Annotated in this window: 10 protein-coding genes and 2 pseudogenes; 6 read left to right on the plus strand and 6 right to left on the minus strand. The window is 44.6% G+C overall.

Annotated elements, in window-relative coordinates; genetic code table 11:
* Positions 1 to 194: 194 nt before the first annotated feature.
* Positions 195 to 1,171: pseudogene (locus AB4209_RS10035) on the plus strand (ABC transporter substrate-binding protein).
* A 172-nt stretch (positions 1,172 to 1,343) separates the two neighbouring features.
* Here AB4209_RS10035 and ihfA read toward each other — a convergent pair.
* Positions 1,344 to 1,640 (minus strand): integration host factor subunit alpha, encoded by a 297-nt coding sequence (gene ihfA, locus AB4209_RS10040; protein ID WP_372055732.1) that lies wholly within the window; start codon positions 1,638 to 1,640, stop codon positions 1,344 to 1,346.
* Positions 1,641 to 2,089: 449 nt separating this feature from the next.
* Here ihfA and AB4209_RS10045 point away from each other — a divergent pair.
* Positions 2,090 to 2,227: pseudogene (locus AB4209_RS10045) on the plus strand (GTP-binding protein); the annotation flags it as partial.
* Positions 2,228 to 2,344: 117 nt separating this feature from the next.
* On the opposite strand, the gene AB4209_RS10050 reads toward AB4209_RS10045, so the two are convergent.
* A complete protein-coding gene (locus AB4209_RS10050; protein ID WP_372055734.1) occupies positions 2,345 to 3,241 on the minus strand; it encodes an EamA family transporter in 897 nt (298 codons plus the stop codon).
* A 103-nt stretch (positions 3,242 to 3,344) separates the two neighbouring features.
* On the opposite strand from AB4209_RS10050, the gene AB4209_RS10055 reads away from it, so the two are divergent.
* Both AB4209_RS10055 and cqsA read left to right on the plus strand, forming a co-directional pair.
* Positions 3,345 to 4,727: a PLP-dependent aminotransferase family protein gene (locus AB4209_RS10055; protein ID WP_372055736.1), complete on the plus strand. Its 1,383-nt coding sequence runs from the start codon at positions 3,345 to 3,347 to the stop codon at positions 4,725 to 4,727.
* Positions 4,728 to 5,002: 275 nt separating this feature from the next.
* Positions 5,003 to 6,184 carry an alpha-hydroxyketone-type quorum-sensing autoinducer synthase gene (cqsA, locus tag AB4209_RS10060; protein WP_372055738.1) on the plus strand — a complete coding sequence of 394 codons (1,182 nt, stop codon included), beginning with the start codon at positions 5,003 to 5,005 and terminating at the stop codon, positions 6,182 to 6,184.
* A gap of 150 nt (positions 6,185 to 6,334) precedes the next feature.
* On the opposite strand, the gene AB4209_RS10065 is transcribed toward cqsA, so the two are convergent.
* From AB4209_RS10065 to AB4209_RS10075, 3 genes are all read right to left on the minus strand, one after another.
* Complete coding sequence (locus tag AB4209_RS10065) at positions 6,335 to 8,383, minus strand: response regulator (RefSeq protein ID WP_372055740.1); 2,049 nt, start codon at positions 8,381 to 8,383, stop codon at positions 6,335 to 6,337.
* 256 nt (positions 8,384 to 8,639) lie between these two features.
* Positions 8,640 to 9,455, minus strand: a complete 816-nt coding sequence (locus tag AB4209_RS10070) for a TauD/TfdA family dioxygenase (RefSeq protein ID WP_017059123.1) — start codon at positions 9,453 to 9,455, stop codon at positions 8,640 to 8,642.
* A gap of 310 nt (positions 9,456 to 9,765) precedes the next feature.
* Positions 9,766 to 10,665 (minus strand): Vmh family MBL fold metallo-hydrolase, encoded by a 900-nt coding sequence (locus tag AB4209_RS10075; protein ID WP_017066263.1) that lies wholly within the window; start codon positions 10,663 to 10,665, stop codon positions 9,766 to 9,768.
* Positions 10,666 to 10,825: 160 nt separating this feature from the next.
* On the opposite strand from AB4209_RS10075, the gene AB4209_RS10080 reads away from it, so the two are divergent.
* The gene (locus AB4209_RS10080; protein ID WP_017059121.1) at positions 10,826 to 11,719 is read left to right on the plus strand and encodes a LysR family transcriptional regulator; all 894 of its coding nucleotides are present in this window, start codon (positions 10,826 to 10,828) and stop codon (positions 11,717 to 11,719) included.
* A 145-nt stretch (positions 11,720 to 11,864) separates the two neighbouring features.
* Entirely contained in the window at positions 11,865 to 12,266 is a 402-nt protein-coding gene (locus AB4209_RS10085; RefSeq protein ID WP_372055742.1) for an ACT domain-containing protein, read from the plus strand.
* Positions 12,267 to 12,372: 106 nt separating this feature from the next.
* Here AB4209_RS10085 and AB4209_RS10090 read toward each other — a convergent pair whose 3' ends face one another.
* Entirely contained in the window at positions 12,373 to 14,259 is a 1,887-nt protein-coding gene (locus AB4209_RS10090; protein ID WP_017069836.1) for a methyl-accepting chemotaxis protein, read from the minus strand.
* Positions 14,260 to 14,320 lie beyond the last annotated feature (61 nt).

Here is a 14,320-nt window from a genome sequence, read left to right on the forward strand (position 1 = left end):
TCTTAAGTGAACGGCATTACTGCACTCGCAGCCCTTTTTAGTACTTGTTGAGTAGCCTCTCCACTTCCTATCCCAAATAATCAGATCGTTTAAATTTAGATCTCTGTCTCTTTTCTCCGTCGAACATTTCTGTTTCTATAGCGAATAAGCTTCTGACAAGAAAAGGAATTACGTCAATCCAGAATAACAAATCCATGCTTTCCATCGCGCTACTTGCTGCGTTTTCTGTACACGCTAGTGCTGACGAATGCGGAAAGATCACCATTGCAGACATGAACTGGAACTCGGCGAGCCTATTGCTCATGTCGACCAATTCATTTTGAATAACGGCTACGGCTGTGAAGCGGACTTAATCCCCGGTGATAGCGTCCCTACGGGCACGTCAATGATTGAAAAAGGTCAACCTGATGTTGCGCCAGAGCTTTGGACTAATGGCATCAAAGAAGCGTTGGATAAGGGTGTTGCGGATAAGCGTCTACGTTACGCGGGCAAGTCTTTGGTCAACGGCGGTGAAGAAGGTTTCTGGGTACCAAACTACCTTGTTGAACAGTACCCAGAGCTTACAACCATTGAAGGTGTGATTAAAAACGCAAAGCTGTTTGAACACCCAGAAGATGATGAGAAGTTTGCGTTTTATAGCTGCCCTGCGGGTTGGACTTGTCAGATTACCTCCGGTCACCTGTTCGATGCGCTTAAGTTAGAAGATCACAATTTTGAAATGGTTGATCCCGGCTCAGGCGCCGCTTTAGCAGGTACGATAGCGAAAGCTTACGAACGCAAAAAAGCATGGTTTGGATATTACTGGTCGCCTACGCCTGTGCTAGGTAAGTATGAAATGGTGAAGGTTGATTTCGGAAGTGGTACTGACATTGAGGAATTCCGTAACTGTACGACACAACCTGATTGTGAATCTCCTAAAGTGACCATGTATCCACCAGCACCGGTTCACACAATCACCACAGAAGCCTTTGCTAATAACGAACCTCTTGCCTACCAATACTTTGAAAAGCGTGGTTTTACCAATAAACAAATGAGTGAGTTGCTGGCCTGGATGGAAGACAACCAAGCCGACGCCGAAGAAGCCATGTATTACTTTCTAGAAAGCTCACCACAGGTATGGAAGCCTTGGGTGTCTGAAGACATCGCAAGTAAGGTTCAACAAGCCCTTTAGAGTGAAGATTCAAAGTCAGAGGCCTAGCCTCTGTTTTCGCATCTAAAGCAAGTTCTTACCGGACAGTAAATAGATGGAGTTTGAGAAAGGTTACTAAAAATTAAAGAAATGCGTTTAGCTTAAACTCTATGCAGATACAAAAAGACCACGCTAGGCGTGGTCTATTGCTTGGCTACTTCTCGGTTTTAATATTTTCGACACGGGCCTTTAGTTTTTGTCCCGGTCTAAAAGTAACAACACGTCGAGCAGAAATTGGAATGTCTTCACCAGTTTTCGGGTTACGACCAGGTCGCTCGTTTTTCTCGCGAAGATCAAAATTACCAAAACCAGACAGTTTTACCTGTTCGCCATTTTCGAGCGCTTTACGAACTTCTTCGAAAAACACTTCCACCGTTTCCTTGGCATCCCGCTTGCTGTATCCGAGTGTCTCAAACAGGTTCTCAGCCAAATCGGCCTTCGTGAGTGCCATAAAACTTTCCTCAAAGCTATGTTAAACATTGCTACCATCGCCAGTAGCGCCAAAGCATTTACCCTATTCAATCAATGAGATAAGGTCATTTACAAGGAAAGTGTATGCCAAGCTTCTGATTTTCGCCAACTTTTTTATCTTAACTATTTAATTATTCTTTCAAATCAGAAAGATAACTCGCTTCAAATTTCACATATATAGCTAAAAACCATCTACTCAACAGTAACGAAATGGAGTTATATTCCATACAAACAACCATTAATAGAATTTAAAACTTTAGCGAACTAAATAATAATTTTTGAGACTTTTCTCCGATACCCAATAAAATCAGCCACTTGATTTGATATGGGACTCAACAAAGGTTACTAAATAAGCGTTATTAAATATAAGATTTGTATCATTTCAGAATTTAATTCGAATTCACTTATAAAGGCCTATGTTCTTTTGAGGTTTTCGGTTACAACTTAACAGAGGATGGCTTGACGGAATCAGAACTCGATGAGTGTATCGAAATCAGAATAGAAATGATCGGTCTAGAAATAGACGATGATCTTGAGAGCCAGTTACTTGCGTGTATGGTTAGTTGATTGCTTAGTAAGTTGGTTATTTAAATAACTTCACTTCTTCGACATAGAATAAGACCTCACAAGTGCGAGGTCTTATTTGTCATTCAAAGCTGCTCATGCAATATCAGCTTTCTTCAATCATTTTTGTTCAGCAAGTGTTTGTGTCGCTTTGGTATTCGTTACATTCGCAGGTTTCACAATCAAACCAATCCCGACAAGAAACAGTATTGATGCAACAACCTGAGCCACAGACAGCACCTCATCATACATTAAGTAACCGCTAATCAATGCGAAGATAGGCACTAACAAGGTTAACGGCGCGGTCGTACTTAACGGGTATTGGATTAGCAGCTTATTCCATACCCAATAACCAAATAGCGTGTTTGGGTAAGCTTGAAACAGCACCGCAATCGTCGTGTTCCAATCCCATTGTTCGATGCCCTGCCAGATTATTTGGTCACCGTGTAACATCACGGCAAATAACACTAATGGCACTGGAGCAAACAGCATCCCCCAGACATTGAACGCAAAAGCTTGAGTGGTTTTCGATGCCTTAACAATCACGCCCAACAAGGTCCAACTGCACGCCGCAATCATAATCAAGATCACGCCATTAACGGTGACATTACCCGTAGCTGCAGATACCAATACCGCCAATGCACACATAGCTAGCATCGCACCCAATAATTTACGAATAGAAGCACTCTCCTTGAACAACCACACGCCTACCGCCATGCCGATTAATACGTTGGTTGAAAGCAAGACCGATGAAAGCCCAGACGATAAACCAGCGGTGATCGACCATGAAGCCATACCCCAAATTCCCACACCGAACACAAAGCCATAACTGACTAAGTAACGCCAAGCGACACTAGGTCTCGCTACAAAAAATATCACTGGAATCACCGCTAGCGAGAAACGCGCGGCGGTTGCCAACAACGGATGAACATTAGTCACACCCATTTTGATCATCGAGAAGTTGAATCCCCAAATCGCCATGACGAATACCGCTAACAACAAATCATTTCTTTTCATACTGACCCCTCCTTTGTTTTAAATGAGTATCCCTTGAACAATAAAACCAGTACAGATACAATTTTTATAATAAAAACCAGTACAGTTAACAACGGTCGTGACAATGAGTATCTACAGAAAGCTAGCCAATCAGTTTATCGATGAGATAGAAACAGGCAAAAGACCGGAAGGCGGACGCATGCCTTCGCTACGTCAATTGGCCAAGCAACAAGCCATCAGCATGTCGACCGTGGTGAGCTGTTATCAAGAGCTGGAATCACAAGGCTGGATACATTCTCGACCGCAAGCGGGATATTTTGTTTCTCCTCATAAACCTGCTCACTCAACCCCAGAGTGGGCACAGTTTGAGAGTAAGGTGTCCAGCGTTAGGCAAACCTCATCGACTCACAACTCAATCAATGGGCCTTTAGGGGTTTCGAGCACCACTAATGATGAGCAGTCGATCGTTGAACTGGAACGAAGTTTTCGTCGCGCTATTAGGCGTATGAGCAACAGGCTTAACCATTACCCAGATACACAAGGTGAGCCGATTTTACGACAGGCATTATCCACTCATTTTGCCAAGCTCGATGTGCACTTTTCACCTGAAGAGATGGTGATTACGGCTGGCTGTATGTCTGCGATAAAAGCTGCACTTGAATCGTGTACCAAAGAAGGCGACACCATTGCGATTAGCTCTCCTTGTTTCAACGGAATTCTGGAGTTACTCGGAAAGATGTCACGCCAGATCATAGAAATCCCATCGCTCGATGATGGTGTCGACTTGCAACAACTGGAAGCGCATTTGAAGAACAAGCGAGTCGATGCCGCGATCTTTTGTACTTCTCATATGAACCCTCAGGGGATCAATATGTCGGCTGGTCAAAAACAAAGGCTTGCCGAATTAGCGAATCAATATCGAGTGCCGATCATTGAAGATGATGTGTATCTTGAACTGTCCTACTCCTCACACACACCACTTCCCGCGAAATACTATGACAAAGGCGGCTATGTCTTATGGTGTGGATCAGTATCGAAAAGCTTGTCACCGAGTTACCGTTTGGGATGGTGCTTGCCGGGCAGGTTTATCAACGAATACAAGGCTCAGTTCTCAGCTGCGAGCTACAGCGTTGCCCTGCCCACTCAGCTTGCGGTTGCTGACTTTATTGGATCTGGGCAATACGCTAAGCACGTGAGGAGAAGATGCACTCAGATCTTGTCTTTGCGCCAACAATACCTAAGTTATTTGGCTCAGCACCTTCCTCAAGATGTGAAGATAAGTAATCCACTAGGTGGCATGGTGCTTTGGCTGCAAATCCCAAGCTTGAACCAGTCAGCCTTTGCTCAGGGCATTACCGAGAAGAACATTGATATTAGGCTTGGACACCTGTTCAGCACTCTCGATCTTTACAGCAATTGCTTACGCATCAATATTGGGTATTCGTTAGAGGGTGGAGCCAAGCAGCAATTGGATGCCTTAATCGAGCTTATCCATATTCACAGCTAACAGCACGTAGCACGTAGCCTTTCAAAATCCGCTTTTTTAAATGCCTTCGAATGCCGAATTCTAATAGCCTTTTGTCATAAAAAAGAAGGCTATTATTCCTATCTTAATTCGGGTAAAGCCCCGAACCGTAAGGAAACCCACTCGCCTCAAAACCCTTAAATGCTGAGTTTGCAAGCACCCACAAAATTATGCAACTTGGCTAATGACACATCACTTTTTATCGTCAATATACAGCCGTCAGCGCTGGCGTTTTCCTGTATTTGAAGAGAACTATTATGAGTGATAAAACAAAAAACAAACCACTACCTTCCTTTATCGAAGAACGCTTGAACTTCTATATTCAAGACCTGATTACCCAGAACCAAAGCCAGAAGCATTTAGTATTGGGTAAACGCCCCCAGCGTAATTCCGTTGTGATGCAGAGCAATGATTACTTAGCGCTGTCACACAACAAACAGATCCAACAAGCCCATCAAGCGGCGATCTGTGAGCACGATGACAACGTGGTGATGTCTGCGATTTTCTTACAAGATGATCAGTCTAAACCTGCGTTCGAAACTGAGCTTGCGAACTATGTTGGAATGGAGAGCTGTTTGCTTTCTCAATCGGGCTGGGCGGCCAATATTGGGCTATTGCAAACCATCTGCCCACCGGGCACACCTGTGTATATTGATTTCCTTGCACACATGTCGCTATGGGAAGGGATTCGGGCTGCCGGCGCAGTTGCCCATCCGTTTATGCATAACAATATGAATCACCTACGCAAACAGTTAGAGCGCCACGGCTCAGGTGTCATTGTTGTCGACTCGGTTTACAGCACAATAGGCACCATTGCCCCACTGCGCGACATCTACGAAATGGCGCAAGAGTTTGATTGTGCGGTCGTCGTTGATGAATCCCATTCACTGGGTACACATGGAGAGAATGGTGCAGGCTTAGTGCAAGCATTGGGGCTCACCAACCAAGTCGACTTCATCACCGTTAGCTTGGCAAAAACCTTTGCTTATCGCGCTGGGGCAATCCTTGGCCCTAAACAACTGTCTAAAACCTTGCCGTTTGTGGCGTACCCTGCGATTTTTAGCTCAACAGTGTTACCACAAGAAGTGGTTCGTTTAGAGAAAACGTTGGAGGTGATCAAAGGTGCGGAAGACAAACGAGAAGCCTTATTCAATCGGGCTAAGTCGCTGACTACGGGGCTAAAGCGAATTGGCTTTAATATCCGCAGTGAGTCTCAAATTGTAGCGCTAGAGTGCGGCAATGAAAGAAACACGGAGCGTGTGCGAGACTTCTTAGAAGAACGTGATGTGTTCGGTGCGGTATTCTGCCGCCCTGCGACTGGCAAGAACAAAAACATCATCCGTTTTTCAGTGAATGCCGATATGACACCAAGAGACATTGACCATGTGCTCACGGTTTGTCACGAAGCGTACCATCACCCCGAGTTAGAGTTCGTGTAACCTTTTTCGAACCATATTTATAACCAACACCAACGGCAGGACTGAATGGACGCTATCATGTCGCGATACAAAAAGAGCCCAGCAATTCGCTGAGCTCTTTCTTGAATCTATGTCTACCCAATGGCCGTGAACTTCAGATTATTACACCCGCTAAATCCAGTGAGCAATTTTATCAAACAGTCGGTTTTTATCGGCAGGTTTAACAATAAAGTCCGACATGCCTGATGATTCCATTTTTTCCAAGGTAACGGGAGAACTGTCACCCGTGTGAGCAATAATCGGCACCGAAGAGTATTCTTTGTCGGCACTGCGAATTCGGCGAGAAGCTTCAACACCGTCCATGATTGGCATTTCAATATCCATTAGGATCAAGTCGATTTCGTCGGTATCAAGCGCATCTAAGGCTTGTTGTCCGTCTTCTTTTTGCACGACATCAAAACCCTGCTTTTCCAATAACATCGCGGTAAATCGGCGCAGAGATTCGTTATCATCGACCACCATGATCGTGCGCTTATTGGTAGCCTCTAACGGTTTTACAGAAACTGATGGCATCACATAGTTGGAGTCGAAAAGTAAGCGTTCGATGGTCGCCTTGGTATTCAGTAGCCAAACTTGTGTTTCCACCCAAATAGGTTCAAAAGCAACGTTTCGGACACGTTTAATTGGGTGATGTTCATACAAATAGATGATTCGAGCTTCAGTGAATGAAAGTAAAGATTCAACCCTATCGAGGCAACTTGCTCTTAAATCCAAGCTCTCCATGTCAACGAATATCAAGTCGAATTCGAACTGGTATTCCTTATTTTTAAGCGCTGATGCTACATCCAACACCGTGAGCTCAAACCCCATAAAACGGGCTACCTCAGTCATTTTATTGGTGAGAACTTTCTGGTCACTCACCATTAGCACAGTCTTAAGTTTAGTCAGTTCATTCTTGATTTCTTTCACCGAATGGGAAGACAAAGACGGAAAAGTCATCGTGAACTGTGTCCATTGATCCACTTCAGACTGACATTTAATTTCACCACCAAACGAGCGCATTACCTTCTGACAAAATGGCAAACCTAAGCCGTAATTACCCGATTGGCCAGTAGTATAAAAGTCCTGAAAAATGCGTCGAATCACATCATTTGAGATGCCTGATCCGTTATCGGTAACCATTATTTGATTGGCCACTTCATCACTACACATGGTGACATGAATATGAAAATCTTCAGGGCTGCGATGGTGGAATGCGTTCTTGAACAAGTTATACATCACGTACTTCAACAAAGTGTCGCTACCCAAGAAATCAAAGTTACTCTGTACGTCTAAAGAGATTGCTGATTTATCAGCAGAGCGCTTGTAATTGAAACTGTCTATCGCATCCTCAACCACCGCTTGCGCTGAATGCTTCTTAAACGTAGATCGAGAGACTCGGTTTTCATCAATTGAAGTCAGTAACAGATCTATCGTTTCGTTACCGGAATGAATGATCTCCATCGCTTCATCGCCCACTTCACGCAACTGAATCACTTCTTCATTGCTTAACGCATATTGCCCTTTTTGATCGCCACTTTTAGGGTTCGGCAATATGGACTGCATGACATCAATAGAGGTAAGTAATCCGCTTAGAGGGTTTCGCATCTCATGGGCAATACCCGCACCAAAAGACTTCGCCAATGACACCTTGTTTTCATGTTCCACCTGATTGCGGAAGTAGAACAAGTTGCCGAATAAGTAGATAAACAAAAAGATTGGCACATGCGTCCAATCCATTGTGAGTTCGAGGTAGAAGCCTTGTGCAATCCAAGCGCACAAGGTAGCAATCCCAATACCGGCAAAGGTTTGTGCAAACATCACTCTCGTCACGTGCACCAATAAAATATGGAGGAAAATAGCCGACATGAATGACATAACCCAAACGTTGGACCAATTATTCATTAGCAGCATGTAGAAGAAGAAACCTGGCAAACAGATAGTTACGGCAACTTGATAATAAGCCGGAAGGTATTTTCGCCATTCAAATGGGACGCGATTGCGAAATATAATGCCAAAGAACAATACCGAGCAAAACAGGCGAAGCGCTAAGTTTTCGTAGGGTTGCGGGAACAAAAACTCCCACACAATGTAGTAAATTGGGAAGCCGACAAAGCCCATCCAACCCACGAGGGTTAAATTCGGTTCTGCGTACTGGTAAACTTTACGAATCGCGTTCATACGAAATACTTTGCTCTCTAAGCCCTGACGTTTATTAATTCTATGATTTGGTTTTTATACTTATATTTTGGCGCCGATTATATTACACATCACGTCCGAGCAGTGAGGTTTCAATCAAATATGTACCAACGCATTTGTTTTTATTATTAAGCGTAGATGAATGATGCACCCTGCTGACGCTTAAATTTAAGTACGAGTGCTTGGTTCAGGGATGGGCATGCGCGGTGTTCTTTTGATAACTGTGTTCAGCTTACCGCTATGTCACTGTTACTCGATGCATTTTTCTTGGAGTATCCCCGTAATCTATCACTGCGTAATGTTGCGTTACCCTGTTATCCCAGATCGCCATTGAGCCGTTGTCCCATTTGAAACGAACTTGAAACTCAGGGCGTCTCGCAATTTCAAACAGTTGGCTGAGTAAAACATCACTCTCTTTGCGGTCGAGTTCGTTGATATAACGAGTAAACTGTTCATTGATACAGAGCGTTTCTTTATCCGTTTCAGGATGAACTTGAACAACAGAGTGAACCACTGGCGGGTTCTCCTGTGCTGTTTTAATCAAGGATTTGTGCCAATCGAGATCAATGTCTTCTGATTCTATACCTTCAAAGGCCACAAGCGAATGAGTCGCCGACAACCCTCTCAACTTAGCTTTCATATCTTCATGTAGAGATTCAAAAACCGCAGTCATAGAACACCAGATAGTGTCACCACCAATGCTTGGAATGTGTTGAGCATGCAACAGGGAAGCTTTCGACGGCAAGCTGCGCCACGTTAAGTCGGTATGCCAATAACTTTCCTTTGGCGCATTGCCACGGGTTGTTTCAATCACACTCACCTGTGGCGCACTTTCCACGCGAGGGAAGAAAGGATGTGCAGGTTCTAACGTTCCAAAGCGCTGTGCAATCATCAAGTGTTGTTCTGGAGACAAAGTCTGCCCGTCGAGAAAGATCACTTGATGGGCAATAAGTGCCTGATACACCTTATCGAGTTCATCAGCACTGCATGTAGAAAGCTCTAGTTCGTGAATACGAGCGCCGATGTGAGGAGTAATGGGTTCTATTTTCAACATACTTTCGCTTATTGGTGATATTGAGTTGCAGGGCGGATCTGGCTACTAGGCTAATCTGACTACTAACTGTAAACCGGGTAAATGCTGATTTTCTTTCTCACTTGAAATAGAAAGTCGTCTCTCCGAAACAAAAAAAGAGCTCCTAAGCTGGAGCTCTTTTCGTTTTTTGATACTTCCTGTATCCATAGACAAGTCCAATCTGTAGTACTTTCACTGAAAGCCAGATCATCGATATCTCCAGTTGTGTATCACCAATAAATCTAGCATACAATCTTCAGACTGTTCTGGGACACAACCGAGATAATCAACTCTAGTGCCAAGCCATTTCGCCGCTTAGCACTTTCGCGCCAAGTTCTAAATCGCCTTCCGTAGCCTCAAATTTCGGGTAGGCTTTCTTCATGTAATCACTGATCTCGACCGATGTTGGATTACTTTTGCTCGCCAACGCTTTTTCAATATCAGCCACATAATCCTTCGTGAAGTGAACTGCATTTATTCCTGTTGGCATTTCACCTAAATAGTGACCCGGAATTACAACCTCTGGCTCTAGTGCTTTCATACGCTCCAACGATTGTGACCACTGGCTACGAATCTCTTTCGATGCAGTATCTGCCATCCATACATGCACACCGCTATACACCGACACGCCACCAAACACCGTTTTTTCAGACGGAACCCATAGGTAAGCTTGGTGTGTATTTATCTCTTTCACTTCGATGGTTTCACCTTCGATGCTTAATGTTGTGTCGTTCATCACCATTGGAACAATCACCTTAGAGGGCGCGTTGCCTTCTAATATAGGCCCCCAGTATTCAAGCTTTGCATCTTTGGTGCGTTTGATATGCGCGACAACGGCTTCACTGGCAACGACTTTAACGTTAGGAAATGCCGAAACTATCGGTTCCAAACCAAAGTAGTAATCTGGGTCGCCGCTACTGATGTAAATCATCGATAATTTTTTGCCAGTCGCTTTGATTTGCTCCACCAAATTTTGTCCATCAGCCACACTAAATTGCGCATCAAACAGAATCACTTCTTTCTCACCCGAGACCAATACCGAGCTTGCCGGGAATATCGCGTTCTCGCCGGGGTTATAGTGAGTAATGTTCAGTTCTGTCGCTAGCGCAACACTTGATGCCAGCACGGTTCCTAGGCTTATGGTTCCTAAAAGCATGCTTTTTGATAACAGGGTTTTCGATAACGTATTCATGGCTTTATTCCGATATTTGGAGTTGAACACCTGCCAACTCGTTGAATGTCCAAATATCTTATTTGATTGTTTTTAGATGAAATAGATATCAAATTGACTTTAACTATTGCAGTTTTCGGACATATACTGAGGTCGGTTTAATTCTCTAGGCAATAAAACAATGGATAAACTCGAGGCAATGAATGTCTTTGTCACCATAGTGGAACGTGGCAGTTTGAGCGCAGCGGCAGAGCACCTTGATCTCTCACGAACCAAGGTCACTCGTTATTTGGGTGAGTTAGAAACATGGATGGACACACGCTTGCTTCACAGAACAACACGAAGCTTGAGTTTAACCAGCGCAGGTAAAGAAACACTTGAGGTCGCCAGAGAACTTTTGGCACTGGAAACATCCCTAGCTGGGATCAGAAACCAAAACCGAGAGCATTTAAAAGGTCAGCTGCGTATTACTGCGAGCTACTCGATTGTCGATAGCTTCTTGATGGAATCAATTAGTCGCTTCATCGCCAAATGGCCAGAGGTTTCTATCGACATTATCTCGACTGATCAGACCGTCAACCTGGTTGAGTCACGCATCGATTTGGCCATTCGCATAACCAACGAACTGACGCCCAATATTGTCGCGAAGCAGATCGGTGAATGCCGCTCCGTGATTTGCGCATCGCCTCAATATCTAAAAGAGAAAGGCACACCCACAGAAGCCCAAGATCTAGCGCACCACAACTGTTTATCGTTCAGTTACTTTGGCAAAACCGCTTGGACGTTCAATGGCCCCAATGGGCTCGAATCGGTTCCGATTAAAGGGAATATCAGTGCAAACACCTCAGAGGTTCTGCTTTCTGCCACACTCAAAGGCAACGGTATCTGTTTACTGCCCTTCCCTTCAGTGGAAACCTTGATGCGTGATGGTCTATTAGTGCCACTGCTTTCTGAATGGCAACCTAAAACGCTCGGTGTTCATGCTATTTATGGAACGCGTAAACAAGTCACACCGCTGTTAAGAGCCTTTATCGACCATTTATCTGACGAGATGGAACAATCGACAAGTTGGTAGAAGTACGATGCCATCACTAAGGAGGAAAACTTGCCATTAGTAAAACTGATGCAGAATTAAAATCATTAATTTTACTTAACTGTCAGTTGCTTCTATCGTGACTGCATACATCATCAATTAGCTTATTAACGCAGGGAAACTGACTATGACTGCCATTACCGATTTAGACATTTTGTTAAAGTCCATGTCACCAGAACTCATTGAAGGCAACTATGTTTTCTGTACTGTCGACGGAGCGTTAACAGACTATGTTCAGCTCAATCCAATCTCAACTTTTCGTGAGAAAGAAGGTTTAACGCTGGTTCTGGAAGAAGACGTTGCGACCAAAGCTCAGCTAGACTTCGACGGTGTATTTAGCCTGATCACTTTATCGGTACATTCGAGCCTTGAAGCGGTTGGATTAACGGCGGCGTTTGCGACAAAGCTTGGCTCATACGGCATTAGCGCTAACGTTGTTGCAGGCTTTTATCACGACCATATCTTCGTTCAGAAAGACAAAGCTGAAGCCGCAATGAGTGCGCTTAGAGAATTTTCAGAAGCGGATTAGTAAAGAATTCGATTGTTCACAGACACAAAAAAAGCGACGTAATCTACGTCGCTTTGGCTTATTGCTTAACGTGCACTCACTGATCAGGCATCAGTGAGCGAACCAGTTAAGCAAGCTTAAAAGTCGCCACTTTGTCACTTAAGCCAGCGGCTTGGCTCTTAAGTTCGTTCGACTCAGTTAAGCTGTCCTGTGCGCCCACAACTAAGTGGTCGGTAACATCTTTAATGGTCGTCACGTTCTGGGTAATTTCACCCGTCACATGTGTTTGCTCTTCAGCAGCCGTCGCGATTTGAGTCGCCATATCGCTGATCAAAGCAACTGCAGTATTGATCTCTTCAAGCGCATGCGAAGCTCGATCGGCATCTTCTACTGAATGTATTGCCAACTTAGAACTGCTCTCCATCAGCTCAACCGCCTGAGCTGTCGTGCGTTGCAGGATATCAATCGTTGATTTGATCTCTTCTGTTGAAGAGTGAGTGCGCTGCGAAAGCACACGTACTTCATCAGCAACCACAGCAAAGCCACGACCTTGTTCGCCAGCACGAGCCGCTTCAATCGCTGCATTCAAAGCAAGTAAGTTGGTTTGTTCTGCAATGCCTTGAATCGTTGCGAGTACAGTCGAGATCTCTTGAGCATGCTTGTTAAGTTCGCTAATCACACTACCCGCTTCATTAACTTCATTGGCTAGGTTATTGATTGAACCTTTGGTATCCACAACCAGAGCGTGACCACTGTTAGTGCTTGTCGCTGAATCTTGCGCCGCTTTTGCTGTTTGCTCGGCATGCGATGCTATCTCTTGCGTGGCGCTCGCCATTTCAGTTACGGCCGTCGCGACCATAGTGATTTCTTGCTGCTGATGATTAAGCTCATCCACCGAACGGTTCGCACGCTGAGCACTTTGCTCTGACTGGCTGTTTAGCTGTTCTGACTGCCCACGGATATGGCCAATCAACTGCTGTAAGCTTCCAACAAAGGTATTGAAGTTATGAGCCAACTCGCCCACTTCATCTTGGTTTTCAACATGAATGCGTTGAGTTAAATCACCACTACCATTCGCGATTTGCGCCAGTGCTTGAGAAACGTGGTTCAACGGGCGGAATAGAATCGTACACAACAGGTTAAACAGTATGGTACATACGATCACCACAAGTAGCGTCACCAACACTTGACCAATCACTGCATCAAATAGTGGCGCAACCAGAGAGTCATGGTTAACAACGCTCACAGTAATCAGGCTCGTTCCATCAATCGCACGTGCGTACAGAACATAGTCGCTGCCATTCAACTCGATAGAAGTGTCTTTACCGCTAGTCAGCGCCTTTTGTACGTCCGCAAAATCTAACCCAAGTGAGCTGATATTTTTGTTCAGTAACTTGGTGTCAGGGTGCGTATAAACCGTGCCTTTATTGGTCGCGATGAACATGTAACCTTCACCCGGAAGAATCACTTGCTCTAGGCTATTAAGAATGTCGGTAATTTCAACATCCGCGCCTAACACAACCTGTTGACCATGCAGTTGCATTGCTGTTCCTAATGAAACAACGTTCGCCCCAGTTGCTGCAGCAACCGTTGGGTTATCCATGAACACCTTGCTTGGGTTCGCAACCGCATTGGTGTACCAACCCCATACGCGTGGATCATCATTGCCCGGTGGCAACACAACACCGTTCGCGTTCTTTTGCGAACCATCAGGAAATGCCAAGAAGACATTATCAAAAGAGGCTGAGTCACGAACCTGTTTTAGATGAGTCACCAAGCTTTCTTGTTTGGACTCTTTCGAAAGAGAAGTAAGCGCACGCTCTTTGGATAAGATCCAATCCGATACATATTGATTGTACGAAGCCGATGCGCCCTCTAAGCGCTGTTCAACTTCAATATCCAACCTTTGCAGTGAAGCACGAAAAGACAATGCCTCGACCAAAATCCCCCCCAGGATAATGGCCATACTGGCTGAAATCGCCAGCTTATTTTTAAGCGAGAGTTTCTTGAACATAGGAAACCTATAATTTGGAAGTAATAAACCGTGGCGAACAAATTGATTGCCAAAGCGGTTT

Origin of the sequence: Vibrio sp. 10N.286.48.C11, from assembly GCF_041469805.1 — a bacterium.
Classification (GTDB): Bacteria; Pseudomonadota; Gammaproteobacteria; order Enterobacterales; family Vibrionaceae; genus Vibrio; species Vibrio crassostreae_C.